This window comes from Planomonospora alba, from assembly GCF_039534085.1.
In the GTDB taxonomy this organism is placed as follows: domain Bacteria; phylum Actinomycetota; class Actinomycetes; order Streptosporangiales; family Streptosporangiaceae; genus Planomonospora_B; species Planomonospora_B alba.
This window is the reverse complement of the sequence record NZ_BAAAUT010000002.1, coordinates 154,350-180,927: the sequence shown is the minus strand read 5'-3', so window position 1 is coordinate 180,927 and position 26,578 is coordinate 154,350. Positions and strand designations below refer to the sequence as shown.

Sequence of the window (26,578 nt, the reverse complement as noted above, 5' to 3'; positions counted from 1 at the left end):
ACGCCGCGTCCACCGGGCCGGAGCCCGGACCGCGGTCCGGGACGGAGCCGGCGCGGCGCGCGAACGCCTTCGAATCGTCGTCCATCAAGCACCCCCCGTGCGGTGAATGTGCGGAGCCGTTCCCCTCGGCGTCCGGTCCGGCCCGCTTCCCCCCGCGGGCCGGACGTAAGTCCCCGTCGCCGTTTGGCAGCGGCCTCACCATTCGATGTGGGAACCATAACTGAGTGTGACGTTTGGTGTCCGGGTTCTTGGCGAAGCCGTCATTGTGATCACTCTGCGTATATGGGCGAACCGGGACGAGGCCGCGCTACCGTAACCTCCGTGGCTACTGATCAGCTCAACCTGCCGTTCGACCCCATCGAGCGCGCCGCCCGGACGTGGCGCGACCGGTTCGGGCCGTCGTCGGCGATGGCCGCGGTCACCTCGATCATGAGAGCGCACCAGATCCTGCTGTCGCAACTGGACACGCTGCTCAAGCCGTATGACTTGACCTTTGCCCGGTACGAGGCGCTGGTTTTGCTGACCTTCAGCAAGAGCGGGGCGCTGCCGCTGTCCCGGATCGGCGAGCGGCTGATGGTGCACCCGACGAGCGTCACGAACACCGTGGACCGGCTGGAGCGGGCGGGGCTGGTGCGCCGGATGCGCAACCCGAGGGACGGCCGCGGGGTGCTGGCGGAGATCACCGACCGGGGCCGGGAGGTCGTGGCCCGGGCGACGGAGACGCTGATGGAGGCCGACTTCGCCATGGCGATGTACGGCGAGGCGGAGCTGCAGGAGATGTTCGCCCTGCTCAAGACCCTGCGGGTGGCGGCAGGGGACTTCGAGGGCTGACCGCGGCGGCCGCCCGTGCTCTGGCCAACAAATACTAGGACGTCCTAGTATTTTCTCCGGGCCCGTCCCGGCCCGCCCGGCCGCCCACCGGCGGCGGAGGCCGGGGAGGAGGGGCGCCGAGGCCACGAGCCGGACGGAGGGCAGGGTTATGAACGCCGAGGAGATCGAGGCGGGGCGGGCGCGCTGGCAGGCGCGGTTCGACCGGTCCGCCAAGCGCGACGCCGAGTTCCGGACGCTCTCCGGGCTGGAGGTGGATCCGGTCTACGGGCCCACCGGGGACGACCCGAGGTTCGAGCGCATCGGCTGGCCCGGCGAATACCCCTTCACCCGGGGCCTGCACGCCACCGGCTACCGCGGCAAGACCTGGACCATCCGGCAGTTCGCCGGCTTCGGCAACGCCCGGCAGACCAACGAGCGCTACAAGATGATCCTGGGCGCCGGCGGCGGCGGGCTGAGCGTGGCCTTCGACATGCCGACCCTGATGGGCCGCGACTCCGACGACCCGCGCTCGCTCGGCGAGGTCGGCCACTGCGGCGTGGCGATCGACTCGGCGATGGACATGGACCTGCTGTTCGACGGCATCCCGCTCGGCGACATCACGACCTCCATGACGATCAGCGGCCCCGCCGTCCCGATCTTCTGCATGTACGTCGTGGCCGCCGAGCGGCAGGGCGTGCCCGCCGGCAGGCTCAACGGCACGCTCCAGACCGACATCTTCAAGGAGTACATCGCGCAGAAGGAGTGGCTGTTCGCCCCCGAGCCGCACCTGCGGCTGATCGGCGACCTGATGGAGTTCTGCGCCGCCGAGATCCCGGCCTACAAGCCGCTCAGCGTCTCCGGCTACCACATCCGCGAGGCCGGCTCCACGGCCGCGCAGGAGCTGGCCTTCACCCTGGCCGACGGCTTCGGCTACGTGGAGCTCGGCCTGTCCCGCGGGCTCGACGTCGACGTCTTCGCCCCCGGCCTGTCGTTCTTCTTCGACGCGCACATCGACTTCTTCGAGGAGATCGCCAAGTTCCGCGCCGCCCGCCGGATCTGGGCCCGCTGGATGCGCGACGTCTACGGCGCCAAGACCGACAAGGCGCAGTGGCTGCGCTTCCACACCCAGACGGCCGGGGTCTCGCTGACCGCGCAGCAGCCGTACAACAACGTGGTCCGCACCGCGATCGAGGCGCTGGCCGCGGTGCTCGGCGGGACCAACTCGCTGCACACCAACGCGCTGGACGAGGTGCTGGCGCTGCCCACGGAGAAGGCGGCCGAGATCGCGCTGCGCACCCAGCAGGTGATCATGGAGGAGACCGAGGTCGTCAACGTCGCCGACCCGCTCGGCGGCTCCTGGTACGTCGAGGCGCTCACCGACCGCCTGGAGCGGGAGGCCGAGGAGATCTTCGCGAAGATCCGCGACATGGGCTCCGACGGCACGATGACCTCCGGCATCCTGCGCGGCATCGAGGACGGCTGGTTCATGTCCGAGATCGCCGAGGCGGCCTTCGACTACCAGCGCAAGCTGGAGAAGGGCGTCAAGCGGATCGTCGGGGTGAACTGCCACACCGCCTCCGCGGAGGAGCCGCTGGAGATCCTGCGGGTCAGCCACGAGGTCGAGCGCGAGCAGAACCGCGTCCTGGCCGAGCGCCGGGCCCGGCGCGACCAGGCGGCCGTGGACGGCGCGCTCGCCGCGATGGTCCAGGTCGCCCGCGGCGAGGGCAACCTGATCCCGGTCATGCTCGACGCGGTCCGCGCCGAGGCCACCCTGGGCGAGATCTGCGACGCGCTGCGCGGGGTGTGGGGCGTCTACACCGAGCCCGCGCGCTTCTGACCCGCCGGGCCCGCCCCCGTACGGCGGGCCCGGAGCGGGCGGGGGGACGCTCCGGCGGCCCGCGGACCGCCGCCGGAGCACGCCCACGGACCCGTATACGGCAGGATTGGAGGCATGAGCCCAGCGGATTTCACTCCTCGACCCGGATCGCTCTACGGCGCCGTGGACCTCGGCGCGCGCAAGCAGGCGCTCGAGGCGCAGGCGCGCCGGGAGGCCACCGCGCAGCAGACCGGGGGCGCCCCGGCGCAGGTCATCGATGTCGACGACGCCAGCTTCGCGACCGAGGTCGTCGAACGCTCCATGAACAGCCTGGTGCTGCTGGAGCTCACCGTCAGCCGTGCCGAGCAGGCCAGGGACTACAGCGTGCTGCTGGAGAAACTGACCGCGGAGAACGCCGGCCGGTGGGTGCTCGCCCGGGTGGACGTCGAGGTGAGCAGGCAGATCGCGCAGGCGCTCCGGGTGCAGAGCGTGCCGGCCCTGTACGCGATCTTCCAGGGGCAGCCGGTGGCCGCGGTCCCGGGCATCGCCACCGAGCCGCAGCTGCGCGACTGGCTCACCCAGCTCCTGGAGGCCCTGGCCCAGTACCTTCCGCCTCCCGCCGAGGGGGCCGGCCAGGACGCCCCCGCCGAGCCCCCGGTCGACCCCGACATCCTCGCCGCCGAGCAGGCCATCGACGCCGGCGACCTCGACGGCGCGGCGGCGGCCTACCAGCGGCTGCTGGCCCGCTCCCCGAACGACCAGGACGCCAAGCTGGGGCTGGCCGGTCTGGGGCTGGTCCGCCGGACCCAGGGCGTCGACCCGGCCGACGTGCAGCGCCGCCTGGCCGACCCCGCCGACATCGAGGCCCAGCTCCTGGCCGCCGACTTCGAGATGCTCTCCGGTGAGGTGGACACCGCCTTCGAGCGCCTCATCGGGGTCGTCCGCCGGGCCTCGGGCGACGACCGCGACAAGGCCCGGGTGCACCTGCTGGGCCTGTTCGACACGCTCCCCTCCGACGACCCGTCGGTCGTCAAGGCCCGCAGGGGCCTGGCCTCCGCGCTGTTCTGAGCGCGGCCGGAGCACGGCGCGGCCGCCGGGGCGGAAGGTCCCGGCGGCCGCCGATTGTGACCTCATCGACAGCCGCCCGCACGTCGTTCGCGGCACCGGCACCCGCCCGGTGGTGGCACGATGGAGGAATCCCGAACCGGGTCCGTCGCGAAGGAGCGGATTGACCGTGGCCACCGTGCCGAGTGTGTCGTACTCCATCACCGTGCGGCTCGAGGTGCCCGCCGGCGGCAAGGCCGTCAGCCAGCTCACCCATGCCGTAGAGTCCGCCGGGGGCGTGGTCACCGCGCTCGACGTGACCAACGCGGGGCACGAGACCCTGCGCATCGACGTCACCTGCGCCGCCCGCGACACCGACCACGCGCAGGCGATCGTGGACCAGCTGGACGCCGTCGAGGGCGTCGTCATCCACAAGGTCTCCGACCGGACCTTCCTCATGCACCTCGGCGGCAAGATCGAGATGCAGTCCAAGGTGCCGCTGCGCAACCGCGACGAGCTCTCCATGGCCTACACGCCCGGCGTCGCCCGGGTCTCCATGGCGATCGCCCGCAACCCCGAGGACGCCCGCCGCCTGACCATCAAGCGCAACAGCGTCGCGGTGGTCACCGACGGCTCGGCCGTGCTCGGCCTGGGCAACATCGGCCCGGCCGCCGCGCTGCCCGTCATGGAGGGCAAGGCCGCGCTGTTCAAGCGCTTCGCGGGCATCGACGCCTGGCCGATCTGCCTGGACACGCAGGACGTCGATGAGATCGTCCAGATCGTCCGCGCGATCGCCCCCGGCTTCGGCGGGATCAACCTGGAGGACATCTCGGCGCCGCGCTGCTTCGAGGTGGAGCGGCGGCTGCGCGAGCTGCTGGACATCCCGGTCTTCCACGACGACCAGCACGGCACCGCGATCTGCGTGCTGGCCGCGCTGACCAACGCGCTGCGCGTGGTCGGCAAGGAGCTGGGCGCGGTCCGCATCACCCTGGCCGGGGCCGGCGCCGCCGGCACGGCCGTGCTGCGCCTGCTGCTGGCGGCCGGGGCCCGCGACGTGGTGGTCTGCGACTACCTGGGCGCCGTGCACCGCGGCCGCGACGACCTGGACGACTCGCTCCGCTGGATCGCCGAGCACACCAACGCCGAGGGCTACTCCGGCGACCTGCGCGGCGCGGTCAAGGGCGCGGACGTCTTCATCGGCGTGTCCGCCCCCGGCATCCTCAGCGGCGACGACATCGCCACGATGGCCGAGGGCGCCGTGGTCTTCGCCCTGGCCAACCCCGAGCCGGAGGTCGCGCCCGACGACGCCCGTGAGCACGCCGCCGTGGTCGCCACCGGCCGATCGGACTACCCGAACCAGATCAACAACGTGCTGGCCTTCCCCGGCGTCTTCCGCGGCCTGCTCGACGCGCAGGCCAGCGTGGTCACCGAGGAGATGCTGCTGGCCGCGGCCAAGGCGCTGGCCGCCGTGGTCACCGACGAGGAGCTCGGCCCCAACTACATCATCCCCAGCGTGTTCCACCCGGACGTGTCGGGCGCGGTCGCCGCGGCCGTGCGCGAGTCGGCCGGCGGCCGGGCGCGCACCGGCATGACGGAGGCGTAGCCGTACCGTCCGGGCGCGCCGCCCGCCCCGCCGGGCATGGAGGAACGGCTCACCGGGAAGTGATTCCCCGGCGGGTGAGCCCCGGCGGACCCCTCGCTGGAGGATGATGGAGCGTATGGCGGAGGCGATCTATGTCGGCGGGCTGCTGGTGGCGACACCTCAGCTCGAGGATCCCAACTTCCGGCGTTCGGTGGTCCTGATCCTGGAGCACGACGCCGACGGGGGCACCCTCGGCGTCGTGCTCAACCGGCCGAGTGACATCTCGGTGACGCAGGTGCTGCCCACCTGGGACGCCCTGGTCACCGGGCCGCCCGTGCTGTTCCAGGGCGGGCCCGTCCAGACCGACAGCGCCCTGGCGCTGGCCGCGGTCCCCAGCGGGCAGGAGCCCCTGGGCTGGCGGCGGCTGCACCGGGGGACCGGCGCGGTCTCCCGGCTGGGCACCGTCGACCTCGACGCCCCACCGGAGATCCTCGCCGGCGAGATCGCCCAGATGCGGATCTTCGCCGGGTACGCGGGCTGGACCGCCGGGCAGCTGGAGGCCGAGATCGGCGAGGGCGCGTGGTACGTCGTGGACGCCGAGCCCGGCGACACCTTCCACTCCGCCCCCGAGACCCTGTGGCGCGCGGTCCTGCGCCGCCAGCGCGGCGAGCTCGCCTACGTGGCGACCTGCCCCGACGACCCCACGATGAACTGAGCGGCGGGCGCGCGGTAGCGCTCCGGTTGCGAAGCCGCGCATCGGCGGAGGGACCGGGGCCGTACGGGCATAAAATCGACAGGGTGAGCACGAAGATCCTTCCTGAGAGCGACGTCCGGCCGAACCTGTCGCACGGCGACGGCGACCACGAGCGGTTCGCCCACTACGTCGAGAAGAACAAGATCATGGAGAGCGCGGTCACCGGCACCCCGGTGCGCGCGCTCTGCGGCAAGGTCTGGGTGCCCAACCGGGATCCGCAGAAATTCCCGGTATGCCCCGAGTGCAAGGAGATCTACGAAGGGCTGCCGAAGGGCGACGACAGCGGCAAGGAGTGAGTGTCACTCCCGGGTGACCGCCCCCGATGAGGTTACGGTCGTGACGGCCTCGGAGACCATCCGGCCTGGTCAGACCACTCATCGGGGGAGTGCATGGTTGCGCGTGCGATCGCGGTCGTTTCGGTGTGCCTGTTGACGGCGGGCACCGCTCCCGTCACCGACCCTCCGCGGAGCCCGTCCTCCGCCGTCCCCGACGGGTGCGAGGCCGCCGCGCGGTCCGCCGCCCCCGGGACCCCGGGGCGGGGACTGGAGCCGCACGCGCCCGGACACGGGCAGGTCGCCGAGATGCTCGCCGACCACGACCGGCGGCGGTCCGCGCTGCGCCGGGCCCCCGCGGAGACGATCACGGTCCCGACCTGGGTGCACGTGATCACCAACGGCCGCCAGGGCGCCTCGGACGCCGCGGTGCGCGGCCAGATCGCCGCGCTGAACGCCGCCTACGGCGGCCGGTACGGCGGGGCCGACACCGGTGTCCGGTTCCGCCTCGCCGGGATCACCCGCAGGAACAACCCGGCCTGGTTCGCCAGTCCGCTCACCTACGAGCGCGAGGTCAAGCAGGTGCGCAGGGGCGGCCCGGAGACCCTCAACCTCTACATCGCGCAGCTCAGCCGCCTGGTGCTCGGCTACTCCACCTATCCCTACTGGTACGCCAACGACCCCCTGGCCGACGGCGTGGTCATCGACTGGCGCAGCATGCCCGGCGGGTCGCTGCGCAACTTCAACCGCGGGTTCACCGGAGTCCACGAGATCGGCCACTGGTTCGGGCTGCTGCACACCTTCGAGAACGGCTGCCAGGAGCCCGGGGACGGGGTCGCCGACACCCCGCCCCAGGGCAAGGCGACCGAGGGCTGCCCGGCGGGCAAGGACACCTGCCCGGGGGGCGGCGCGGACCCGATCCACAACTTCATGGACTACTCCTACGACACCTGCATGTCGCAGTTCACCGCGGGACAGGGCGTCAGGATGCGGGAGGCGTGGGGGATGTACCGGAGTTCCGGCCCCGCCCTTACCCTTGACAGGTGACAGCACCGAAGACGCTCGACGCTCCATACGCTCCTCCCCGGATCTTCGGTCCCCGGTACCGCACGGCGACCCTCGGCATCCTGCTCGTCGTCACCCTGATCGCCTTCGAGGGCATGTCGATCGGCACGATCATGCCCGCCGTCTCGGCGGACCTCGACGCGCTCGACCTGTACGGCATGAGCTTCTCGGCCTTCCTGATCGCCGGCCTGTTCGCCAACGTGGTCGCCGGACTCTGGTCGGACCGGCGCGGCCACGCCGTGCCGTTCCTGCTCGGCGTGGCCCTGTTCGTGGCCGGCATGGTCATGGCGGGCGCCGCGGGCTCGAAGGAGCTGTTCATCGCGGCCCGCGCGGTCCAGGGACTGGGCGGCGGCTTCGTCATCGTCGCGATCTACGTCATGATCGTGCGGGTCTACCCGCCGGAGGCCCGGCCCAAGGTCTTCGCCGGGCTCTCGTCGGCCTGGGTGCTGCCGTCGCTGATCGGGCCCAGCGTCGGCGGGCTCGTCGCCGACACCGCGGGCTGGCGCTGGGTCTTCTACGGCATCGTCCCGCTGGTCGTCCCCGCCCTGGTGATGCTCCTGCCCGCGCTGCGCGGCGGCGGCGACGGCGACGCCCCGGTGCCCGGCACCGGGCCCCGCTCCCGCCCGCTGCGGATGACCCTGGCGGCCCTGGCGACGGCCGCCGGCGGCGGCACGCTGCTGTACGGGGTGGAGAACCTGCACGGCGCCCCGCTGCCCGGCGGGATCGCCACCGCCGCGGGACTGGTGCTGCTCGCCGTCGGACTGCCCCGGCTGCTGCCGGTCGGCGCGCTGCGCTTCGGCCGGGGGCTGCCCACCACGGTCATGATGCGCGGCGTGCTGGCCTCCGCCTTCTTCGGCGTCAACGCCTACATCCCGCTGGTGCTCCAGGCGGAGCTGGGCTTCAGCACCAGCCAGGCCGGGTTCGCGCTCACCATCGGCGCCCTGGGCTGGAGCGGTGGCTCCTATCTGCAGACCCGGCGCGAGTTCGACCGGCCCACCCTGGTGCGGATCGGCGCCGCGGCCGTCACCGCGGGCATCCTGCTCACCCTGGTCGCCCTCGTCCCCGGATCCACCGGGTGGGTCATGGCGCCCGCCTGGATGGTCGCCGGATTCGGCATGGGCATCGGCACCACCAGCGTGAGCATCACCACCATGCGCCAGTCGCCGGGTGACGAGCAGGGGGCGAACTCCGCCGCGCTCCAGGTGGTCGACACCCTGGGCGGCGCGCTCACCATCGGGTTCGGCGGCGTGCTGATCAACGTCATCGGCCACGACGACATCGCCACCGGATACACCACGATCATCGCGATGACGGCGGCCATCGCGGTGTTCGGCACGGCCGTCGCCGGACGCATGCGCGACCCCTCCTGACCCGGCGCGGCCATACCCGCGATCACCTATGGCCGGACCGCGGCGGGCGAGGCATGGTAGGACGGGAAAGGCCGTGACCACCGGGAGGAGCCGCCGTGGGGGAACCACCGCACCGGGCGAGGCCGCCGGAGGACCCGCCGGAGGGCTTCCCGAGACGGCGCGACCCGCGCCGGACGCGGCCCTACGGCAGGCCCTACGGGGCCCCGGTGGCCGGGGGCGTCCCAGCGGCCCCGCCGGAGCAGGACGGGGCGCGGCCGCTCCGGCAGGGCGGGTGGAGCGCCGCCCGCCCCGGCCCCGCGCGCGCTCCCGGCCGCGACGGCGCCGACGACGACCTGCCGCCCTCGGCCCGCCGGTACGGCACGCCCTCTCCGCCCGCCGGCCCGCGGCTCCCCCGCCGCCTGCGGCGCTTCCTGCTCGGCCTGCTCGCCCTGGCGGCCTGCGCCGCGGTCACCGCGGGCGCCGTCGTCGCGGTGCTGCGGCTGTCGTCCCCCTCCCCGGCCCCGGGCCGGGTGACGGACCGGGCCGCGGGCGTCGGCTACCCGCTGCCCGCCGGATGGCGGACGGGCGCGGTGCCCCCGGTCACGGGCTTCACCTCGGTGGCCGGGGACGGCCGCACGGCGACGGTGCTGGTCCGGCCCGGCGGCGGGGTCACCGACGCGCGCAGGGCCGCGGTGACGCTCGCCGACCTGTACGGCAGGCTCCTGCTCCACGGCGACGAGGTGAAGGTCGCCGACGACCGGGCGATCACCGTCGGCGGGCGGACCGGGCACAGCCGCGCCCTGCGGGCGGAGTACCGCGACGTGGTGAACCGCCCGGCCTACCTGCGTGTGGTCTTCCTCACCGGGAGCGCGGGCCGGCCCCCGGTCGTCGTGCTGGCGGTGGCGGGCCCGGACGACCCGCGGGCCCGCGCCGCGATCGACTCCGTGGTCGCCGGACTGCGCTGAGAGGGCGCGGCCGATCCGCCGGGGATCACCGCGATCGGCGCGCACGCCGGTACGCGGAGGTTAGTCTGTTGGGATTGTGAGTGAGCGAAGCGAGCGGACCATCCGACCCAGCAGCACCGTGAGCACTCCGGCGAGCAGCCAGGCGAGGAGGGGCGCGTGAGCACTTCCGCCGCCTCCCACCTGCCTCCCTCGTACCCCGACCGGGCCGCCTGGGGCACCGCGCCGAAGCTCCGCGCCTGGCAGCAGGAGGCCTACGACCTGTACCGCCGGCGCGAGCCCCGCGACTTCCTCGCGGTCGCCACCCCGGGCGCGGGCAAGACCACCTTCGCGCTGCGCATCGCGACCGACCTGCTGTCGCGGGGGATCGTCCGGGCGGTGACGATCGTCACCCCCACCGAGCACCTCAAGCGGCAGTGGGCCGACGCCGCCGGGCGCGTCGGCGTCGCGATCGACCCCGAGTTCAAGAACAGCCAGGGCGCGACCTCCCGCGACTACACCGGCGTGGCGGTCACCTACGCCCAGGTCGCCATGCACCCGGCGCTGCACCGCGCCCGCACCGAGGCCCGCAAGACGCTCGTCATCTTCGACGAGATCCACCACGCCGGCGACAGCAGGTCCTGGGGCGACGGCGTGCGCGAGGCGTTCGAGCCCGCCGCGCGGCGCCTGGCCCTGACCGGCACCCCCTTCCGGTCCGACGTGAACCCCATCCCGTTCGTCACCTACGCCGAAGACGGCGAGGGCGTGCTGCGGAGCGTTTCCGACTACTCCTACGGGTACGGCCCGGCGCTCGCCGACGGCGTCGTCCGGCCGGTCATCTTCCTCGCCTACGCCGGGGAGATGCGCTGGCGCACCCGGGCGGGCGACGAGATCGCCGCGACGCTCGGCACCCCCCTCACCAAGGACCAGATCGGCCAGGCGTGGCGGGCCGCGCTCGACCCCAAGGGCGACTGGATCCGGCAGGTGCTGCGCGCCGCCGACCGGCGCCTGACCGAGGTGCGCCGGGGCGTGCCCGACGCGGGCGGCCTGGTCATCGCCACCGACCACGAGACCGCCCGGGCCTACGCCCGCCACCTGCGCACCATCACGGGCGAGGGCGCCACCGTCGTGCTCTCCGACGACCCCGACGCCTCCAAGAAGATCAAGCAGTTCTCGGCCTCCACGGACCGCTGGCTGGTCGCGGTCCGGATGGTCTCCGAGGGCGTCGACATCCCGCGCCTGGCCGTCGGCGTGTACGCCACCAGCACCTCCACGCCGCTGTTCTTCGCCCAGGCCGTCGGCCGCTTCGTCCGGGCCCGCAAGCGCGGCGAGACCGCCTCGGTGTTCCTGCCCTCGGTGCCGACCCTGATGGGCCTGGCCGGGGAGATGGAGGCCGAGCGCGACCACGTGCTCGACCGCAAACCGCCGGAGGAGGGCCTCGACGACTTCCTCGTCGAGGACGCCAACCGGAAGAAGGACAACCCCGACGTCCTGGGCGACGAGCTGCCGTTCGAGACCCTGGAGGCGGTCGCCACCTTCGACCGGGTGCTCTTCGACGGCGGCGAGTTCGGCACGGCCGCCGAGCCCGGCTCCCCGGAGGAGGAGGACTTCCTCGGCCTACCCGGCCTGCTGGAGCCCGACCAGGTCCGGACCCTGCTCAGCAGGCGCCAGTCGGAGCAGCTCAAGGCGGCCCGGAAGAAGCCGGAGCGCAGGGAGCCGGAGCGCGCCCCGCACGAGGTGCTCGCCGACCTGCGCCGGGAGCTCAACGGCCTGGTCGGCGCGTGGAACCACCGCACCGGCCAGCCCCACGGGGTCATCCACGCCGAGCTCCGGCGCGCCTGCGGGGGCCCGGCGATCGCGCAGGCCACCGCCGAGCAGGTGCAGGCGCGCATCGACAAGATCCGCCAGTGGGCCACCCAGCGGCGCTAGCCGTACGGCCGTCCGCGGGCGGCGGGTCCGGTGCCCGCCGACGACCGGCGGCCCCGACGCCCGCGGCGCGGACGGTGGCGCCGGGTCAGCCCGGCGTGATCGGCAGGCCGGTGCGGCCGTCGACCGCCACCAGGTCCGCGCCGCCGGGCAGGGGCGGCACGAGGCGGACCCGGGTGGAGGCCGTGCCGCCGAGCACGCGCACCGGCAGGGTGCGGGCGCCGGCGCGCCGCACCGCGGCGCCCTCGTGCAGCCACACCCGCAGCGTGCGGCCGCGGCGGCGCAGGACGACGGTCGCGGTGTCGCACTCGCCCACCGCGGCCGTCCAGGACAGCGCCACCGCGCGCAGCTCGCCCCCGCGGGTGATCAGCCTCGCCTGCTCGGGTGCGCGGGGCGAGGAGGCGCACGTCACCGGGCGCGCCACCACGTCGCCCGGTGTGGACGGCGCCGGGGCCAGCGGCTTCGGTGAGGCGGGCGCCAGGGGCCGGGCAGAGGCGGACGCGGCGGGCCGGGAGAGCGCGGGCTCGGGCGCCGCGGGCAGCGCGAGCGGGGCGGTGGGAGCCCGCTCCGCGGCGTCGAGCCCGACGGTGGCCGCCTGCAGCGCGACGAGCACGAGGAGCGCGCCGACCCGCACCCGGGCCCGGCCGCGCACCAGCAGCCACAGGCACACGGGGGCCAGGACCAGCCACGAGACACCGAGCACGAGCATGTGGTCACCACCGCGAGGTATGAGGATCTCGACTCTCCGTCATACTCCTGCGGCATCCGGTGATGGCGGGGTTTACCCCCTCCTTGCCGATCGGTGATCGTTCGTATCCGCGTCAGGAGGGGCGGACCACCGGGGTGCCGCTGAGGCGGACCCCGGCGGCGGCGAGCTCCGCCAGCGCGGCCTCGGTGGTCTGCGGGGCGACCCCGGCGGTGAGGTCCAGCAGCACGCGGACGGCCAGGCCGCCGCCGGCCGCGTCCAGGGCCGTGGCGCGCACGCAGTGGTCGGTGGCGATGCCGACGACGTCCACCGTGTCGACCCGGCGCTCGGCCAGCCAGTCGGCCAGGCCCGTGCCGTCGCCCGCCGCGCCCTCGAAGCCGCTGTAGGCGGCGGCGTGGGCGCCCTTGCTGAACACCTCCTCCACCCGCGCGGTGTCCAGGGCGGGGTGGAAGCCGGCGCCCGGGGTCCCGGCCACGCAGTGCGCTGGCCAGGAGGCCACGAAGTCCGGCTCCGCGGCGAAGTGGTCGCCCGGGTCGATGTGGAAGTCGCGGGTGGCCACGACGTGGTCGTAGCCGTGCGTGGCGGCGTGCCGGGAGATGGCGGCGGCGACCTCCGCGCCGCCGCTCACCGCGAGGCTGCCGCCCTCGCAGAAGTCGTTCTGGACGTCGACGATGATCAGCGCGGTTGCCATGAGGTCAGTCAAACACGGCCGGGACTAGCCGAACACGGTGGGGATGGCCGCGTCCCCCCGGGACAGCTGGTGGGCGGTGACGGGGAGCTCGGCGAAGGCGGCGCGGTGCCGGGCGCGGGACTCCTCCAGGCCCTCCTTCCAGACGACCTCGCCGTCGCGGACCAGCGGCACCTGGAGCGGGCGGGTACCGGGCGGCTGCTCGCGCGCGACGGTGACCAGCTCGGCGACCGCGGTGCCCGAGTCGTCGAGCCGCCGGAAGGCCTCCTTCCGGCCGCCCCGGCTGGGCTTGCCGACGGACCTCTTGGCGACCGGCTCCAGGACGCCGGAGGCGCTCTCCCGCGCGACGAGCTTGTACACCAGGGCTGCGGTGGGCGCGCCGGAGCCGGTGACCAGGGAGGTCCCGACGCCGTAGCCGTCCACCGGGGCGGCGGCCAGCGCCGCGATGGAGTACTCGTCGAGGTCGCCGGTGACCACGATGCGGGTGCGCTGCGCGCCCAGCGCGTCGAGCTGCGCCCGCACGTCGCGGGCGGCCTCGGCCAGGTCACCGGAGTCGATCCGGACCGCGCCCAGCTCCGGCCCGGCGAGCTCCACCGCGGTCCGCACAGCCTGCGCCACGTCGTAGGTGTCCACCAGGAGCGTGGTGCCGGCGCCGAGCGAGGCGAGCTGGGCGGCGAAGGCCTGCTCCTCGGAGTCGTGCAGCAGCGTGAACGCGTGGGCGGCCGTCCCCGCGGTCGGCACGCCGTACACCCGGCCGGCCATCAGGTTGGAGGTGGAGGCGAACCCGCACAGGTAGGCGGCACGGGCGGCGGCCACGGCGGACAGCTCGTGGGTGCGGCGCGAGCCCATCTCGATGAGCGGCCGGGAGCCCGCCGCCTGCACCATCCGGGAGGCGGCGCACGCGATCGCGCAGTCGTGGTTGAGGACGGACAGGATCAGCGTCTCCAGCAGAACGGCCTCGGCGAACGTGCCCTCCACGGTCATGATGGGGGAGCCGGGGAAGTAGCACTCGCCTTCGGGATAGCCGTCCACCCGGCCGCGGAAGCGGTAGCCGGCGAGGAAGTCCAGGGTCGGGGCGTCCACCACGCGGTGGGCGGCCAGGAAGGCGAGCTCGTCCTCGCCGAACCGGAAGTGCTCCAGCGCGTCGAGCACGCGGGCGGTCCCGGCGACCACCCCGTAGCGCCGCCCCCCGGGCAGCTGCCGGGCGAACACCTCGAAGACGCAGCGGCGCGACGCCGCCCCGCTGCGCAGCGCCGCCTGCAGCATCGTGAGCTCGTAGTGGTCGGTCAGCAGCGCCCCGCTCATGCTCGTCGTCACGAGTCGAAGACTAAGCCCGCGATGAGGCAGACTGGTGAACGTGAGTACCACAGCTCCGATGGAGGTCGAGCGTCCGTCGATCGACAACCGGCCGGATCTGCCGTGGTTGACGATCGTCTGGAACGACCCGGTCAACCTCATGTCGTATGTCACGTACGTCTTCCAGTCCGTCTTCGGCTACCCGCGGGAGAAGGCGGAGAAGCTCATGCTGGACGTGCACCACAAGGGCAAGGCGGTGGTCTCCAGCGGCACCCGCGAGGAGATGGAGCGCGACGTGCAGATCATGCACTCCTACGGCCTGTGGGCCACCCTGCAGCAGGACTCGTGAGCGGCGGCGCGCAGTGGGCCGGCGGGGGCCGCGGAGCCGGCGGGCCGCGGGGCGGCTCCCCGAATGGCGCCGGGGGCGGTGACCGGTGAGCGAGGGATTCTCCCCCGGGAACCGGGGCGGGGTGACCGCCCGGTTCGACGCCGAGGAGGTCGCGGTGCTGCGGTCGCTGGTCGCCCAGATCCTGGAGTTGGTCGAGCCGGGGAAGGCCGGCGACGACCCGCTGGAGCGCGCCCTCGGCATCGGCCCGGCCGAGCAGCCCACCGACCCGGTGCTGGCCCGGCTGTTCCCCGCGGCCTACGCCGACCGGGAGATGTCGGCGGAGTTCCGCCGCTACACCGAGGTGGGGCTGCGCGAGGGCAAGCGGGCCGACGCGCGGACCCTGCTGGAGACCGCGGTGCCCGGCCGGGTGGAGCTGGAGCACGAGCAGGCGCTGGCGTGGATGCGGGCGCTGAACGACGTGCGGCTGGCGCTCGGCACCCGGCTGGAGGTGACCGAGGAGGTCCACGACGAGATCGCCGGGATGCCCGAGGACGACCCCCGCTACCCGGCGTACGTGACGTACGACTGGCTGACCTACCTCCAGGACAGCCTGGTCCGGGCTCTTTGGTAGCTTCCAGGCATGCTCACGATCTCCCAGGAACTGGTCGACAAGATGATCGCGCACGCCCGGGCCGACCACCCGGACGAGGCGTGCGGCGTGATCGCGGGCCCGGTGGGCTCGGACACCCCGGTGCGGTTCATCCCGATGGAGAACGCCGAGCGGTCGCCGACCTTCTACCGCTTCGACTCCATGGAGCAGTTCCGGGTCTGGCGGGAGATGGACGACCGAGACGAGGAGCCGGTGGTCATCTACCACTCGCACACCTCGACCGAGGCCTACCCCTCGCGCACCGACGTCGCCTACGCCTCCGAGCCGAACGCCCACTACGTGCTGGTCTCCACCCGCGAGGAGCTGGGGGAGGAGGCCGAGGTGCGCTCGTACCGCATCGTCGACGGTGTGATCACCGAGGAGGAGGTCACGGTCCTGCCGTCGTGAGGCCCGCCGGGCGGGGCCGCGGTGTCCGCCAGGCGGGACGGCCGTGGGGGCGCGCGACCCCGTTGGGTAAACTGGCCGGCATGCCGACCGTTGATCCGAGCTTCGAGGACGTCGTGTGCTCACGTCCCGGCGTTCGCGTGCGGCACGCGGGTCTCGCGCCCGTGCAGAACTTCCTGTTCGGGCACACGCCTTTCTCCGTCGTCTACGACTGTCGCTGACCGGTTCCGGCCGGAAATCCCCGCAGTCCCTCCGGTGTTCCCATCCGGTGGGCGCTTCCCCATGACGACACGAGGAGAAGATTCACGATGGCCATCGAGGTCCGCATCCCGACCATCCTGCGCACCTACACCGGCGGCGCCAAGACCGTGGACGCCAAGGGCGCCACGCTGGAGGAGCTGATCGGCGACCTGGAGTCCCGGCACCCGGGCCTGCAGGACCGCCTGGTCGAGCAGGGCGCGCTGCGCCGCTTCGTCAACGTCTACCTGAACGACGAGGACGTCCGCTTCCTCGGCGGCCTGGAGACGCCGGTGGCCGACGGCGACACCGTCACGGTCCTGCCCGCCGTCGCCGGCGGCTCCCGCTGACCTGTACTGCGCCGTCGGGGCCGCCGCCCCGGCGCCGCCCGGCCGTCCCGGCGGCGCGCCCCGACGCTCCCGTTCCCCGACCCGAAGCGGAAACCGGCACCCATGCGTTTTGACTCGCTGATCGACTCGGTCGGTCGCACACCCCTGGTCGGGCTGCCCCGGCTCTCGCCGTCGGAGGACGTGCGGATCTGGGCCAAGCTCGAGGACCGCAACCCGACCGGTTCGATCAAGGACCGGCCGGCGCTGTGGATGGTCGAGCAGGCCGAGAAGGACGGGCTGCTCACCCCCGGCTGCACGATCCTGGAGCCCACCAGCGGCAACACCGGCATCTCGCTGGCGATGTCCGCCAAGCTCAAGGGCTACCGGCTGATCTGCGTGATGCCGGAGAACACCTCCGAGGAGCGCCGCCAGCTGCTGCGCATGTGGGGAGCGGAGATCATCTCCTCCCCGGCGGCGGGCGGCTCCAACGAGGCGGTCCGGGTCGCCAAGAGGCTGGCGGAGGAGAACCCGTCCTGGGTGATGCTCTACCAGTACGGCAACCCGGCCAACTGGCGCTCCCACTACGAGACGACCGGCCCGGAGATCCTCGCCGACCTGCCGACCGTCACCCACTTCGTGGCGGGCCTGGGCACCACGGGCACGCTGATGGGCGTGGGCCGCTTCCTGCGCGAGCACGTGCCCGGTGTGAAGATCGTCGCCGCCGAGCCGCGCTACGGCGAGCTGGTGTACGGCCTGCGCAACGTCGACGAGGGCTTCATCCCGGAGCTCTACGACCCCGACGTGCTGACCACCCGGTTCTCCGTCTCCTCCGGCGACGCCCTGCGCCGGACCAGGGAGCTGCTGGCCGCGGAGGGCGTCTTCGCCGGCGTGTCGACCGGCGCGGCCCTGCACGCCGCCCTCGGCATGGCCGCCAAGGCGGTCAAGGCGGGGGAGCGGGCGGACATCGTGTTCGTGGTCGCGGACGGCGGCTGGAAATACCTGTCCACCGGCGCCTACGAGGGCACGCTGGACGAGGCGGAGGAGCGCCTGGAGGGCCAGCTCTGGGCCTGACCCGCACGCAGGGCCCTTCCCCGGGCCCGACCGGGACCCCGGCGCCCGCCGGGGGCGGCGGCAGCGGAAAGAGGGCGGGTGTCCCGGTGGGACACCCGCCCTCTTCGATGGGCGGCCTCAGCGGGCGCTCAGTTGAACAGGACCCTCAGCGAGAAGTCCGCGTCGCCGCCGGACTGCGAGCCGCTGATGCCCACGGCGCGCAGGACCTTGACGTTGGCCTGCTCGTCGCCCTGCATGTTCTGCAGGTAGAGGTTCTCGATCTTGTCGAGGTCGACGAAGGCGGCGAAGGTCGCGCTGTCGGCGTTGGCGACGGCGAGCTGGAAGGTCTCGCTGTCGGCCAGGCTGCCGTCCTTGGCGAGCTCGTCGGCGTAGTCCTGGGCGCTGGCCAGGACGAGGACGCCGTCACCGGTGGCCTTGCCGATCTGCGCGGTGGCGCCGGAGTCGGCGAGGAGCTTCTCGAGCTTGCCGACGACCTCCTGGGCCTTGGCCGGGTCGGTGGCGATCCGGGCGCCGAACTTGGGCGCGTTGGCGTCGAGCCCGGCGGAGTCCAGGGCCACGGTGAGGTTCGAGCCGAGCAGGGTCACCAGGTCGCCGGGGAGCGTCAGCCCGTACCGCTGCTGGGCCTGGTCGGTGAACTGCTGGAAGGACTGGGCGCCGCCGGCCTGGTCGGCCGCCTTCATGACCTCGCTCCACTGCTTGCCGAGGGTCTCGCCGAGACCGGAGACGGAGATCGCCGCGGCGGTGGACGCCGGCAGCTTGCCGATCTGGTTCGGCTCGGGGTCGCTCATCTCCGGGGACTCGACGCCGCGGACGACGCCGGCGACCTCGACGTAGTCGCCGTCGAAGCGGAGGGCGCCGGCCATGCGGGCGTTCTTGACCATCTCGAGGGTGGCGGCGTTCTCGGCGGAGGCCGCCTGGGGGGCGAGCTTCACGATCTCGCCCGCGTTCACCCAGAAGGACAGGACGCCGTCCTCGCCGAGGTCGGCCAGGTCGGCGGAGAAGTTCGCGTTCTCCGAGAGCGGGGCGGCCTGGACGGCCTGGTCGGCCAGCTGCTGGGTCTCGGCGATCAGCGCGTAGTCGTCGCGGAAGGCGATGCCGTACTCGCCGTCACCGGCGAGCTTGGCGATCCCGGCCTTGGCCTGGTCGGCGTCGGTGACCTGGACGGCGACCACGGCGCCGGGCTCCTCGCCGCTCCTGGCGGGGGCGGTGACGGCCACGCCGATGCGGGAGCCGAGCCAGGGCTCGACGTCCTTGGCGTAGTCCAGCTTGCCCAGGTCCTCGTCGTCCTTCTTGATCAGGTCGAAGATGGCCTTGCGCGGGTCGTCGCCGCTGAAGGAGTCCTTGGTGACGGTGAACTTCCGCGCGATCTCGAACAGCGCCAGCTTCTGGTTGGCGGCCGGGTCGAGGTCGAGGCGGACGTAGCCGATGGCGTTGCCGGGCAGCACGTCGTGCGGCTGGGCGCCGCCGCCGCTCAGCAGGCTGACCGCGGCGTAGCCGCCGCCGCCGAGGAGGGCCACGACCAGCGCGGCGACCACCGCGACGAGCCAGCCCTTGCCGCCCTTGCGCGCGGGCGGGGCGGGCGGCTGGCCGGCGCCGAGGAACTCGGGGGCCTGCTGCCAGTTGCCCTGCTGGGGGTGGGCCTGCTGGCCGTAGGCGGGCTGGCCGTACGGCTGCTGCTGGCCGTAGCCCTGCGGTCCCTGCGGGGGGTAGGGAGGCGGAGGGGCCTGCTGGTACCCGCCCTGCTGGGGGTATCCGCCCGGGGGCTGCTGGGGCTGGCCCTGCTGCGGGTAGGCGCCGCCCTGCTGGGGGTATCCGCCCGGCTGGGGATAGGCCTGGGTGTGCGGCTGGTCGTTCGGCTGAGGACGGTAGGCGATCGTCCTGTCCGGATTCTGACCCGGGTCAGGGAACTGACCGTGGGGGTTGTTGGCAGACATGTTCACTCACAAGGTGGACTTCGGGGATATGTAGAAGCTAGTGCATCTCGCTAGCGAATCACTTGCATTGAACTAACCACACGTTTGGTGCATCTAAGGACGATTCATGGTCGCACGCCGCTGACCGGCGGCTTCGCCCCTTCCCTCACCTCCCGGCGTGCGGGCGGACGGACCCGGCCGAGGGGCGGCGTTCCGCCCCTGAAAGTGATCTCCGGTGCCGCTTCGGCGCTTTGTCGGAATCACGGGGAAACGAGGTGATCGAATCGCGGCGGGGGGCGGGGGAGGCGCGGGCCGTCCGGGATCGGTAGAGTGAGCCCACTAGAACAAGGTTCGGTGAGCCGTCCCGCGAGGCGCCGCCGCGCCGTACATCAGGAGCGAGGGGACGCGGCGGGAGCACCGCCCGCGGGCGCCCGAGCCGCCGGGTGAAGCGAGGTAGTGGACACAGATGACGAAGTTCGACGAGGCGACGCAGGCGATCCGGGTGGACGAGACCACCTACGACGTGTGCCTGGACCCCGGCTACTCGATCGGCGGGCCCCTCAACGGCGGCTACCTGATGGCGGTGATCCTCCGCGCCGCCGTGGACGCCTCCGCGCACGCGCACCCGGTGACCACCAGCGCCCACTTCCTGCGCGCGGCCCGGCCCGGCCCCGCCCGGGTCCACCTGGAGCAGGTCAAGACCGGCCGCACCGCGACGGTGACCCGCGCCACCCTCGTCCAGGACGGCCTGCCCTTCATCGACACCTTCGTCACCACCGCCACCCTCACCGGCGCGGCCCCCGACTGGACGGACGGCCCGTCGGCCGCCATGCCGCCCGTCGAGGAGTGCGTCAAGCTGCCCGACCCCAAGCCCGAGTCCAACATGACGCTCAACGCCCAGGTGGAGGTCCTGTTCGACCCGCCCACCATCGGCTGGCTCGGCGGCGAGCCCACCGGCAGGCCCGAGGGGCGCGCCTACTTCCGGATGTCCGAGCCGCAGGACCCCGACCCCTACGTGCTGGCCCTGGCCGTGGACGCGCTGCCGCCGGTGGTCTTCTCCGCCGGGGCCCGGGGCTGGGCCCCGACCGTGGACCTCACCTGGCACCTGCGCGCCCTGCCCGCTCCCGGCTGGCTCACCGTGCTCGGCAGCGGCAGGCTGATAGGCGACGGCTGGTTCGACGAGGACGTCGAGGTCTGGGACTCCGCCGGCCGGCTCGTCGCCCAGTCCCGCCAGCTCGCCCGCGTCGGCCGGGGCTGACCCGGCGCCCCCGCGGGCACGGCCGCCGGCCCGCCGCGCCCCGCCCCCGGGCACGGCGCGCAGGGCCCGGCGACTACCAGCTCCCCGGCGGCGGCGCAACCGGAAGTGTGAGGATTCTTACCGTGAGTGCCCGCCGGCGGTCGCCTAACCTTGGGAACCGTGTCGCAAACGAGCATTGGAATCTTCGACAGCGGTGTGGGCGGCCTCACTGTGGCCAGAGCCATCATCGACCAGCTGCCCGGTGAGTCGGTCCTGTACGTCGCCGACACCGCGCGCCAGCCGTACGGGCCCAAGCCGATCGCGCAGGTGCGGGCCTACGCGCTGGAGGTGATGGACCACCTCGTCGAGCACGGGGTCAAGATGCTCGTCATCGCCTGCAACAGCGCCAGCGCGGCGGTGCTGCGGGACGCGCGCGAACGCTACGACGTGCCGGTCGTGGAGGTCATCCAGCCCGCGGCCCGGCGGGCCGTGCGGGCCACCCGCAACGGCCGGGTCGGCGTCATCGCCACCCGCGCCACCATCGAGTCGATGGCCTACCAGGACGCCTTCGCCGCCGCCCCGCACGTCCACCTGACCGGGGTGGCCGCGCACCGGCTGGTGGAGTTCGTCGAGCGGGGGGAGACGATGAGCGAGGAGCTCATCGGGGTCCTCCGCGGCTACCTGGAGCCGATCCTCGCCGACGGCTGCGACACGCTCATCCTCGGATGCACGCACTACCCGCTGCTGACCGGCGCGATCTCCTACGTCGCCGGGGACGGCGTCACCCTGGTCTCCAGCGCCGACGAGACGGCCAAGGACGTCTTCCGGATCCTGCACGACCGGGGCCTGGCCGCCGCGCCCGGCGCGCCGGCCCGCCACCGCTTCCTCACCACCGGCGACACCGGCCTGTTCGCCCGACTGGGCCGGCGGTTCCTCGGACCGGAGATCGAGGCGGTGGAGGCCGCCGCGGTCGGAGGGCTCCCCAGCGACGCCGGCGTCGCGATGACCACGCGCTGAGACAGGAGGCCGCGGTGAAACTGACGATCGTCGGATGCTCGGGAAGCTTTCCCGGGCCGGACAGCCCCTCGTCCTGCTACCTGCTGGAGGCCGAGGGCTACCGGCTGGTGCTGGACTTCGGCAACGGCGCGCTGGGCGCGCTCCAGCGGCACATCGGCCTGTACGACGTGGACGCGATCTGCCTGTCCCACCTGCACGCCGACCACTGCCTGGACCTGTGCCCCTACCACGTGGTGCGCACCTACTCCCCCGACGGCCCGCTGCCCCGCATCCCGGTCCACGCGCCCGCCGACGCGCCCCGCCGCCTGGCCGCCGCCTACGGCATGCCCGACGAGCCGGGCATGGAGACCGCCTTCGACTTCAGCCCGCTGACCCCCGGCACCTTCGAGGCGGGGCCGTTCGAGGTGACGTGCGCGCGGATGAACCACCCGGTCGAGACCTTCGGCTTCCGCGTCTCGTACGGCGGGCGCTCGGTCGCCTACTCCGGCGACACCGGCGAGTCCGCCGAGCTGGTCAGGCTGGCCGCCGACGCCGACCTGCTGCTGTGCGAAGCGTCGTTCCTGGACCGCCCCGACCTCCCCACCGACCTGCACCTGACCGGCCGCCAGGCCGCCGAGCACGCCGCCAAGGCAGGGGCGGGCGCCCTGGTACTGACCCACCTCGTCCCCTGGTACGACCCCGCCGAGATCCTCCGGGACGCCTCCCGGGGCGGCTTCGGCGGGCGGATGGAGCTCGCACGGAGCGGGGCCGTGTATGACCTAGGGTGATGTCCATGGCTCGTGCAGACGGACGCAATCCCGACCAACTCCGCCCGGTGACCATCACCCGAGGCTGGCTCACCCACGCCGAGGGCTCGGTGCTCGTCGAGTTCGGCGGCACCAGGGTGCTGTGCGCCGCCTCCGTGCAGGACAGCGTGCCGCGCTGGCGCAAGGGGAGCGGCCAGGGCTGGGTGACCGCCGAGTACGCCATGCTGCCCCGGGCCACCAACACCCGCAACGACCGCGAGTCGGTCCGCGGCAAGATCGGCGGCCGGACGCACGAGATCTCCCGCCTGATCGGCCGCTCGCTGCGCGCCTGCGTCGACTACAAGATCATGGGCGAGAACTCGATCGTGATCGACTGCGACGTGCTCCAGGCCGACGGCGGCACCCGCACCGCCGCCATCACCGGCGCGTACGTCGCGCTGGTGGACGCGGTGCGCTGGATGCGCGAGCGCAAGATGTGCAAGGGCGACCCGCTGGTCGCCTCGGTCTCGGCCGTCTCGGTCGGCGTCGTGGGCGCCACGCCGCTGCTCGACCTCTGCTACACCGAGGACGTCGCCGCCGAGACGGACATGAACGTCGTCATGACCGGGACCGGGGAGTTCGTCGAGGTGCAGGGCACCGCAGAGGGCAGGCCGTTCGACCGGGCCGTGCTCGACCGGCTGCTCGACCTCGGCGTCGCCGGCTGCGCCGAGCTCACCCGCCTGCAGCGGGAGGCGCTGGCATGAGCGCCGCAGGGGAGCGCGCGCGGGTCGTCCTCGCGACGCGCAACGCCGGAAAGGTCACCGAGCTCCGCCGCATCCTGGCCGACGCCGCGCTCCCGGTCGAGATCGTCGGCCTGGAGGAGTTCCCGCAGATCGGCGACGTCGCCGAGACCGGGCTGACCTTCGCGGAGAACGCCCTGCTCAAGGCGCACGCCGTCGCCGGAGCCTCCGGCCTGCCCGCGATCGCCGACGACTCAGGGCTCTGCGTGGACGCGCTGAACGGCATGCCGGGCATCTTCTCGGCCCGCTGGTCCGGCAGGCACGGCGACGACGCGGCGAACCTGGAACTGCTGCTCGCCCAGATCTCCGACGTGCCGGAGGGCCGCCGGGGAGCGTACTTCGCGTGCGCCGCGGCGCTGGCGCTCCCGTCGGGGCAGGAGCGGGTGGCCGAGGGCGCGCTGCACGGCGTGGTCGTCCGCACCCCGCGCGGGACCGGCGGCTTCGGCTACGACCCCGTCTTCGTGCCGGAGGGCGAGACCCGCACGACCGCGGAGCTGGCGCCCGGGGAGAAGGACGCGATCAGCCACCGGGGCCGCGCCTTCCGCGCCCTGGTCCCGCTGCTGGCCGAGGCGCTCGGCCTGGAGTGACCGCGCCAGGCGCGTCCGGTGCGATCCGCCCGGCGCGACCCGCCCGGCGTGGCCGGTGCGACCCGCCCGGTGTGACCGCGTCCGGTGCGACCCGTCCGGCCTGCTCGGCGTGGCCGGGCCCGGGGCGTGTCCGGCATGGCGGACGTAACCGGCGCGTAATGATCCCGCCCGCCCGGCGGGCGTAGCGTCGGGGCATGGAGAGGAACGGGCGCGTGCCCTCATGGGCCGCGGCGCTGGCCGGGCTGGTCGCGGGCGCGGTGGCGGTCGGGGTGTCCCTGCCGGCCGCCGGGGTGGTGAAGGCCTCCGCCTTCCCCCCGGCGGCGGCCGGCGCCGCCGCCGTCGACCTGGCCCCCGCCTGGCTGAAGGACTGGGCGATCCGGACCTTCGGCGAACACGACAAGACCGTCCTGCTCGCGGGCGTGCTGCTCGTCCTGGCCGCGGCCGCGGCGGCCGCCGGGCTCCTGGCCGCCCGGAACCCCCGGTACGGCCCGGCGGTCCTGGGCGCCTTCGGCGCCCTCGGCCTCCTGGCGGTGCTCACCCGTCCCGGCGCGGGCCCGGCCGACGCCCTCCCCACGCTGCTGGGGGTCGCCGCCGGGGTGTTCACGCTGCCCCTCCTGCTCCGCCGAGCCCTCGCCCCCGCTCCGGCCGGCCGCAGGCGCCCGTCCCCCGGACCGGGCGCGGGTCCGCGGGACGCCTCGGGACCGGCCGGCGGATCGGACCCGCGCCCGGCCTCGCACCCGGATCCGCTGCCGGGCGGCGGATCGGACCCGCAGCGGCCCGCCCCGCAGACCCCGGCGGTCATGCGGGCGGGTGAGGAGCTGCGCGCCTTCGACCGGCGGGGGCTGCTGACCGCCGCGCTCGGCGGCGCGGCCGTGGCCGGGGCCGGCGCGGTGGCCGGGCGGCTGCTCACGGGACGGGCCGAGGTGGACACGGCCCGCGCGGGCCTGGCGCTGCCCCGCCCGGCGGTCCCGGCCCGGCCGGTCCCCGCCGGGAGCGATCTGAGGATCCCGGGCCTGTCGCCCTTCTTCACGCCCAACCGCGACTTCTACCGGGTGGACACCGCCCTCGTCGTCCCCCGGGTCGACCCGGCCGACTGGACCCTCAGGATCGGCGGCATGGTCGACCGGCCGGTCGAGCTGACCTTCGCCGACCTGCTGGCCCGCCCCCTGGTCGAGGCCGACGTCACGCTCTGCTGCGTCTCCAACGAGGTCGGCGGACCGTACGTCGGCAACGCCCGCTGGCTCGGCGTGCGCCTGGCCGACGTGCTGCGCGAGGCGGGCGTGCGGGCCGGTGCCGACATGCTGCTCAGCTCCTCCGCCGACGGCTGGACCTGCGGCACCCCGTCCGACGTCGTCCTCGACGGCCGCGACGCGCTCCTGGCGGTCGCGATGAACGGCGAGACGCTCCCCGTCGACCACGGCTTCCCCGTCCGCCTGGTCGTCCCCGGGCTGTACGGCTACGTCTCGGCGACCAAGTGGGTGACGGAGATCAAGGCGACCCGGTTCGACCGGGACGAGGCCTACTGGACGCCGCGGGGCTGGTCGGCCAGAGGGCCGGTCAAGACGCAGTCCCGCATCGACCTGCCGAAGGCCGGCGCGGAACTGCCCGCGGGCCGCACGGTGATCGCCGGAGTGGCCTGGGCCCAGCACAGGGGGGTGGACGCGGTCGAGGTGCGCGTCGACGGCGGGCCCTGGCGGCAGGCGAGGCTGGCCGAGGCGCCCACGGCCGACACCTGGCGCCAGTGGGTGCTCGACGACTGGGACGCCACGCCGGGCGGCCACACCATCGAGGTGCGGGCCACCGACGCCACCGGCCGCACCCAGACCGCCGAGCGGGCGCCGGTGGCCCCCGACGGGGCCACCGGGCTGCACGCCGTCACCGTCACGGTGACCTGACCCCGCGCCGCCCCGCGGACGAGGACGACCGGCTCCGATCTGGCCAACTCCCCCGCACCGCCCCCGCGACCGCCCTACGATCGGGGCTTGCGAAACGTGGGTGATGGGGGGTGCCTGTGACGCGATGGTCCGTGCCCGCGGGGGTCTACAACCCGGTCGTGACCGCGGACGGCAAACGGTGGCGCGACTTCGAACTGGACGGGGCCGTCTCGGTCGTCGTGGCCGCGCCCCGGGAACCCGAGCGGGAGCCGTGGCGCCCGCCCCGCCTCGACCGCTGCCGACCGTACGGCGTGGCGGGCGGCCTGTCCAGGCCCGAGCCGCAGGCGCAGACCGACCTCGAACGGGCCGTACCGGCCGACGAGCGCGGCGCGCCGCGGCGCTTCCCCGACCCCCGCGGCATGTGGATCCGGCTGATCAACGCCTCCGGTCCCGCCGACGACCCGTTCCGCGCGACCAACGCCCTGGACTGCGCGCTGGCGGTGCTCGCCACCTGGTACGGCATGCCGACCGTGGCCGCCGCCCGCCACCCCGAGTACGACCGGATCGGCAAACCCGTGCTCGACGGCGAACACGGCGGCGCGGCCCGCGCCGAACGCTGGCTGGGCCACCGCCTCCGGCTCGCCGGCCAGGGCCGCGGCGCCTACGCCCTGATCGCCCGCAGGCTGCTGGAGGGCGGGCACGGCTCGGCCGCGCTCCTCGTCACCCGCTGGCCGGGCGGCGGCAGTCACGCCTGGAACGCCGTCAACTCCGGCGGCGAGGTCATCTGGATCGACGCCCAGCGCGGCCACATGGCCGTCGAACCGCCCTACGACGCGGTGACCGGCGTCTTCTGCGTGATGCTCGACGGGGAGGGGAGGCCGCTGTGAACCTCGACCAGGCCAGAGCCGTCGCGGAGGAGTACTTCAACGGCGTGCGCCCGCTCGACGCCGCCCTGGAGGTCAGGGTCCACGCCTTCACGGAGGGCTACGTCGCCTGGGCCAGGCAGCCGGGGGAGGAGGACCCCACCGCGCCGCCCGAGACCGTCGGCGCCGGCTGCATCGTCATCGACAGGGCCACCGGGGAGATCTTCATCCGGCCGCTGCTCGGCCCCGAGACCGTGGCCGAGCAGTGGCCGGGGCTCCGCCCCCGGTAGCCCC

28 protein-coding genes are annotated in these 26,578 nt (G+C 73.9%); 24 read left to right on the top strand and 4 right to left on the bottom strand.

What is annotated here, in order from left to right; genetic code table 11:
• Positions 1-321 precede the first annotated feature (321 nt).
• The 10 genes from ABD823_RS01895 (at position 322) to ABD823_RS01850 (ending at position 11,562) form a co-directional block, all read left to right on the top strand.
• Positions 322-831 carry a MarR family winged helix-turn-helix transcriptional regulator gene (locus ABD823_RS01895; protein ID WP_344855164.1) on the top strand — a complete coding sequence of 170 codons (510 nt, stop codon included), beginning with the start codon at positions 322-324 and terminating at the stop codon, positions 829-831.
• Positions 832-979: 148 nt separating this feature from the next.
• Entirely contained in the window at positions 980-2,647 is a 1,668-nt protein-coding gene (gene icmA, locus ABD823_RS01890; protein WP_344855162.1) for a coenzyme B12-dependent isobutyryl-CoA mutase large subunit, read from the top strand.
• A gap of 114 nt (positions 2,648-2,761) precedes the next feature.
• Positions 2,762-3,694: a tetratricopeptide repeat protein gene (locus ABD823_RS01885; protein ID WP_344855160.1), complete on the top strand. Its 933-nt coding sequence runs from the start codon at positions 2,762-2,764 to the stop codon at positions 3,692-3,694.
• 166 nt (positions 3,695-3,860) lie between these two features.
• Positions 3,861-5,273, top strand: a complete 1,413-nt coding sequence (locus ABD823_RS01880; protein WP_344855158.1) for an NAD-dependent malic enzyme — start codon at positions 3,861-3,863, stop codon at positions 5,271-5,273.
• A 115-nt stretch (positions 5,274-5,388) separates the two neighbouring features.
• Positions 5,389-5,967, top strand: a complete 579-nt coding sequence (locus ABD823_RS01875; protein ID WP_344855156.1) for a YqgE/AlgH family protein — start codon at positions 5,389-5,391, stop codon at positions 5,965-5,967.
• Between the two features lie 83 nt (positions 5,968-6,050).
• Entirely contained in the window at positions 6,051-6,302 is a 252-nt protein-coding gene (locus ABD823_RS01870; protein ID WP_344855154.1) for a DUF3039 domain-containing protein, read from the top strand.
• A 93-nt stretch (positions 6,303-6,395) separates the two neighbouring features.
• Positions 6,396-7,325: a zinc metalloprotease gene (locus ABD823_RS01865; protein WP_344855152.1), complete on the top strand. Its 930-nt coding sequence runs from the start codon at positions 6,396-6,398 to the stop codon at positions 7,323-7,325.
• Complete coding sequence (locus ABD823_RS01860) at positions 7,322-8,713, top strand: MFS transporter (protein ID WP_344855150.1); 1,392 nt, start codon at positions 7,322-7,324, stop codon at positions 8,711-8,713. The genes ABD823_RS01865 and ABD823_RS01860 overlap by 4 nt, the downstream gene beginning before the upstream one ends.
• Positions 8,714-8,808: 95 nt before the next feature.
• A complete protein-coding gene (locus ABD823_RS01855; RefSeq protein WP_344855148.1) occupies positions 8,809-9,657 on the top strand; it encodes a hypothetical protein in 849 nt (282 codons plus the stop codon).
• 156 nt (positions 9,658-9,813) lie between these two features.
• Positions 9,814-11,562, top strand: a complete 1,749-nt coding sequence (locus ABD823_RS01850) for a DEAD/DEAH box helicase (protein ID WP_344855146.1) — start codon at positions 9,814-9,816, stop codon at positions 11,560-11,562.
• A gap of 85 nt (positions 11,563-11,647) precedes the next feature.
• Here the strand turns inward: ABD823_RS01850 and ABD823_RS01845 are convergent, their stop codons facing one another.
• From ABD823_RS01845 to ABD823_RS01835, 3 genes are all read right to left on the bottom strand, one after another.
• On the bottom strand, positions 11,648-12,268 hold the full coding sequence (locus ABD823_RS01845; RefSeq protein ID WP_344855145.1) for a hypothetical protein: 621 nt from the start codon (positions 12,266-12,268) through the stop codon (positions 11,648-11,650).
• Between the two features lie 112 nt (positions 12,269-12,380).
• Positions 12,381-12,956: an isochorismatase family protein gene (locus ABD823_RS01840; RefSeq protein WP_344855143.1), complete on the bottom strand. Its 576-nt coding sequence runs from the start codon at positions 12,954-12,956 to the stop codon at positions 12,381-12,383.
• Between the two features lie 24 nt (positions 12,957-12,980).
• A complete protein-coding gene (locus ABD823_RS01835; protein WP_425566554.1) occupies positions 12,981-14,258 on the bottom strand; it encodes a nicotinate phosphoribosyltransferase in 1,278 nt (425 codons plus the stop codon).
• A 70-nt stretch (positions 14,259-14,328) separates the two neighbouring features.
• Here ABD823_RS01835 and clpS point away from each other — a divergent pair, with 70 nt between their 5' ends.
• The 6 genes from clpS (at position 14,329) to ABD823_RS01805 (ending at position 17,268) form a co-directional block, all read left to right on the top strand.
• Positions 14,329-14,598, top strand: a complete 270-nt coding sequence (gene clpS, locus ABD823_RS01830) for an ATP-dependent Clp protease adapter ClpS (protein ID WP_344855278.1) — start codon at positions 14,329-14,331, stop codon at positions 14,596-14,598.
• An 85-nt stretch (positions 14,599-14,683) separates the two neighbouring features.
• Positions 14,684-15,208, top strand: coding sequence for a DUF2017 domain-containing protein (locus ABD823_RS01825; RefSeq protein WP_344855140.1), 525 nt, complete (start codon positions 14,684-14,686; stop codon positions 15,206-15,208).
• A 9-nt stretch (positions 15,209-15,217) separates the two neighbouring features.
• Positions 15,218-15,634: a M67 family metallopeptidase gene (locus ABD823_RS01820; protein ID WP_344855138.1), complete on the top strand. Its 417-nt coding sequence runs from the start codon at positions 15,218-15,220 to the stop codon at positions 15,632-15,634.
• An 80-nt stretch (positions 15,635-15,714) separates the two neighbouring features.
• Complete coding sequence (locus ABD823_RS01815; RefSeq protein WP_344855136.1) at positions 15,715-15,852, top strand: hypothetical protein; 138 nt, start codon at positions 15,715-15,717, stop codon at positions 15,850-15,852.
• 87 nt (positions 15,853-15,939) lie between these two features.
• On the top strand, positions 15,940-16,218 hold the full coding sequence (locus ABD823_RS01810) for a MoaD/ThiS family protein (RefSeq protein WP_344855135.1): 279 nt from the start codon (positions 15,940-15,942) through the stop codon (positions 16,216-16,218).
• A 102-nt stretch (positions 16,219-16,320) separates the two neighbouring features.
• Entirely contained in the window at positions 16,321-17,268 is a 948-nt protein-coding gene (locus ABD823_RS01805; protein ID WP_344855133.1) for a PLP-dependent cysteine synthase family protein, read from the top strand.
• Between the two features lie 128 nt (positions 17,269-17,396).
• Here the strand turns inward: ABD823_RS01805 and ABD823_RS01800 are convergent, their stop codons facing one another.
• The gene (locus ABD823_RS01800) at positions 17,397-19,202 is read right to left on the bottom strand and encodes a DUF3352 domain-containing protein (RefSeq protein WP_344855131.1); all 1,806 of its coding nucleotides are present in this window, start codon (positions 19,200-19,202) and stop codon (positions 17,397-17,399) included.
• 445 nt (positions 19,203-19,647) lie between these two features.
• On the opposite strand from ABD823_RS01800, the gene ABD823_RS01795 reads away from it, so the two are divergent.
• From ABD823_RS01795 to ABD823_RS01760, 8 genes are all read left to right on the top strand, one after another.
• Positions 19,648-20,439 carry a thioesterase family protein gene (locus ABD823_RS01795; RefSeq protein ID WP_344855129.1) on the top strand — a complete coding sequence of 264 codons (792 nt, stop codon included), beginning with the start codon at positions 19,648-19,650 and terminating at the stop codon, positions 20,437-20,439.
• 159 nt (positions 20,440-20,598) lie between these two features.
• Positions 20,599-21,435 carry a glutamate racemase gene (gene murI / locus ABD823_RS01790; protein ID WP_344855127.1) on the top strand — a complete coding sequence of 279 codons (837 nt, stop codon included), beginning with the start codon at positions 20,599-20,601 and terminating at the stop codon, positions 21,433-21,435.
• Between the two features lie 14 nt (positions 21,436-21,449).
• Entirely contained in the window at positions 21,450-22,202 is a 753-nt protein-coding gene (locus ABD823_RS01785; protein ID WP_344855125.1) for an MBL fold metallo-hydrolase, read from the top strand.
• A 5-nt stretch (positions 22,203-22,207) separates the two neighbouring features.
• Positions 22,208-22,924 carry a ribonuclease PH gene (rph, locus tag ABD823_RS01780; RefSeq protein WP_344855123.1) on the top strand — a complete coding sequence of 239 codons (717 nt, stop codon included), beginning with the start codon at positions 22,208-22,210 and terminating at the stop codon, positions 22,922-22,924.
• A complete protein-coding gene (gene rdgB / locus ABD823_RS01775) occupies positions 22,921-23,547 on the top strand; it encodes an RdgB/HAM1 family non-canonical purine NTP pyrophosphatase (protein WP_344855120.1) in 627 nt (208 codons plus the stop codon). The genes rph and rdgB overlap by 4 nt, the downstream gene beginning before the upstream one ends.
• A gap of 194 nt (positions 23,548-23,741) precedes the next feature.
• On the top strand, positions 23,742-25,442 hold the full coding sequence (locus ABD823_RS01770; RefSeq protein ID WP_344855117.1) for a molybdopterin-dependent oxidoreductase: 1,701 nt from the start codon (positions 23,742-23,744) through the stop codon (positions 25,440-25,442).
• A 116-nt stretch (positions 25,443-25,558) separates the two neighbouring features.
• Positions 25,559-26,308 carry a toxin glutamine deamidase domain-containing protein gene (locus ABD823_RS01765; RefSeq protein ID WP_344855115.1) on the top strand — a complete coding sequence of 250 codons (750 nt, stop codon included), beginning with the start codon at positions 25,559-25,561 and terminating at the stop codon, positions 26,306-26,308.
• Positions 26,305-26,574, top strand: a complete 270-nt coding sequence (locus ABD823_RS01760; protein ID WP_344855113.1) for a hypothetical protein — start codon at positions 26,305-26,307, stop codon at positions 26,572-26,574. Before ABD823_RS01765 ends, ABD823_RS01760 begins: the two co-directional genes overlap by 4 nt.
• Positions 26,575-26,578 lie beyond the last annotated feature (4 nt).